This window comes from Mesorhizobium sp. M8A.F.Ca.ET.021.01.1.1 (assembly GCF_003998025.1).
GTDB lineage: Bacteria > Pseudomonadota > Alphaproteobacteria > Rhizobiales > Rhizobiaceae > Mesorhizobium.
In genome coordinates, this window is sequence record NZ_RZSJ01000793.1 from 1 (window position 1) to 2,171 (window position 2,171).

General features: G+C 62.1%; 2 protein-coding genes and 1 pseudogene. 1 reads left to right on the top strand and 2 read right to left on the bottom strand.

Going from position 1 to position 2,171, the window contains the following annotated elements; translation table 11 throughout:
- Both EOA36_RS33945 and EOA36_RS33950 read right to left on the bottom strand, forming a co-directional pair.
- The coding region (locus EOA36_RS33945) for an ABC transporter permease (protein WP_189553507.1) at positions 1–678 on the bottom strand (678 nt) is incomplete at its 3' end.
- On the bottom strand, positions 675–1,559 hold the full coding sequence (locus tag EOA36_RS33950; protein WP_127281071.1) for an ABC transporter permease: 885 nt from the start codon (positions 1,557–1,559) through the stop codon (positions 675–677). The genes EOA36_RS33945 and EOA36_RS33950, both read right to left, overlap by 4 nt.
- 295 nt (positions 1,560–1,854) lie before the next feature.
- On the opposite strand from EOA36_RS33950, the pseudogene EOA36_RS33955 reads away from it, so the two are divergent.
- Positions 1,855–2,171, top strand: a pseudogene (locus EOA36_RS33955) (fumarylacetoacetate hydrolase); the annotation flags it as partial.

A 2,171-nucleotide genomic window follows, 5' to 3' on the forward strand; every position in this document is an offset into this window, starting at 1 on the left:
GATGTAGAGCGGCAATGTCGGCTCGGTGCCGGCCAGGAAGAAGACGACGATGAATTCGTCGAAGGAGATCAGGAAAGCAAGCATGAAGGCCGACAGCACGGCCGGCAGGCTGAGCGGCAGCATGACGCGCCGGAACGTCGTCCAGTCGGAAGCGCCAAGGTCGAGGGCTGCCTCGCGAACGGTCCTGGGGATGGCGGCGAACCGGCTGCGCATGATGACCACGGTGGTCGGCAACGCGACCAGGATATGGCCGAGAACGATGGCGATGCGCGATGGCCCGAGGCCGATCAGGTTGACAAGGATCAGCAACGATATGCCGACGATGACGCCGGGGATGAGGATCGGAAGCCGTGCGATGGCGCTGATGGTGGCGGCCAAAGGAGAGCGGCCATAGAGATCCATATAGGACACGGTGATGCCGCACAGCGTGGCGCCCGAGGCCGCGATGGCGCCGATGACGAGACTGTTGACGAGCGCACCCGACAGTGCCGGATTGCCGTAGAGCGTGGCATACCATTGCAGCGTGAAGCCCTGCAGCGGAAACGCGGCCTGGATGGAATCGTTGAAGGAAAACAGCGGGATCAGCAGGACCGGCAGATAAAGGAAGATCAGATAGGCAAGCACATAGAGGCCGAGCCAGCGGCCATCCCGTTTCATGCTGGCGCGCCCTGTTTTCATGTGCGGCTGCCAAACCGGCGGTCCGCGCCGCGCGCGACCAGTACCACGAGCAGGATGACCAGCATGACGCAGACCGAAAGGGCTGCGCCGAACGGCCAGTCATTGGCCTTGCCAAACTGCGACTGGATCAGCGAGCCGATCATGGTGCTGGCCGGACCGCCCACCATGGCCGGCGTGACATAGTCGCCGACCGTCGGCACGAAGACGACAAGCGCGGCGGCCAGCACGCCCGGCATCGAATTGGGCAACACGACCCGACGGAAGGAAGTGAACGGCCTCGCGCCCAGATCGGAAGCGGCCTCGATCAACGATTTCGGGATCGTGTCCAGCGCCACATAGATCGGCAGGATGGCGAACGGCGCATAGGCGTGCGCGAGCGTGACGACGACAGCGGCGGGCGTGTTGAGGAAGGTCAGTGTCGGCTCGGACCAGATGCCACTTTCGATCAGCGCCGAATTCAACACCCCATTGTAGGCCAGCACGATCTTCCAGGCGAAGACACGCAGGAGATAGCTGGTCCAGAACGGCAGCGTGACCAGGAACAGCAGCAGGCCGCGCCGCCGGCCGGCGTGAAAGGCAAGATAGTAAGCGACGGGGTAGGCGGTGACGACCGTGGCCAGCGTGACCAGCGCGGCGATGATCAGCGAGCGCAGCGTGACCATCCAGTACAGCGGATCGGAAACCACGGTGATGAAGTTGGCCAGGCTGAAGCCGGCGCCAAGCAGCGACCCGTCATTGCCGCGGAAGGCGAGGAAAAGCACCAGGCCAAGCGCAAACAGGATCAGCAGGAAAGTGACCAGCGCGCCGGGCAGCAACATGGCGAACCGGAAGCCCGATGAAGCCCGGGTCTCTGGCACATGTGCTGCAACTAGGGTCGACATCGACCTGCCCGTCCCAGGATTTTGAAATTGACTAAGGATTTTTCATATTTGTGAAACTGTCAAGCGGATTCAGAGTACTGCGCTGCTGTGAACGGCGATCTCGCATTTGAGGTACAGTTGCCGTCGGCAATAAAACCCGACGCGGATTTCACATTTCTGAAGGGACGGCTTCAATGAAGAACCGGTTATGGCAGCTCGAATTTGCCCCCGGACGGGATAGACCTTTGAGTGGAATCCGGTGAAAGTGCCGCGCCGATCCGGCCAGAATTTTCGATCCATTCGAGGAACCCAACTCATGACCAATCCGACACATCTGCCCTCCGAAGGCCTGTTTGTCGGGCGCGCCAGGAGCGGCGATGTCTCCCATCCCATGGTGGTCACCGTGCGTGACGGCACCGTCTTCGACATCACCTCGAGCGCGGCGCCTACCGTCCGTGACGTCTGCGAGTTGGCGGATCCGGCCGGCCATGTGGGCTCGGCCAAGGGCACTCCCATCGGTTCTGTCAGCGACATCGCGGCCAACAGTTTCGAAGCCACGCGCGATCCGGCAAAACCCTTTCTGCTGTCCCCGGTCGACCTGCAGGCGATCAAGGCATCCGGCGTCACTTTCGT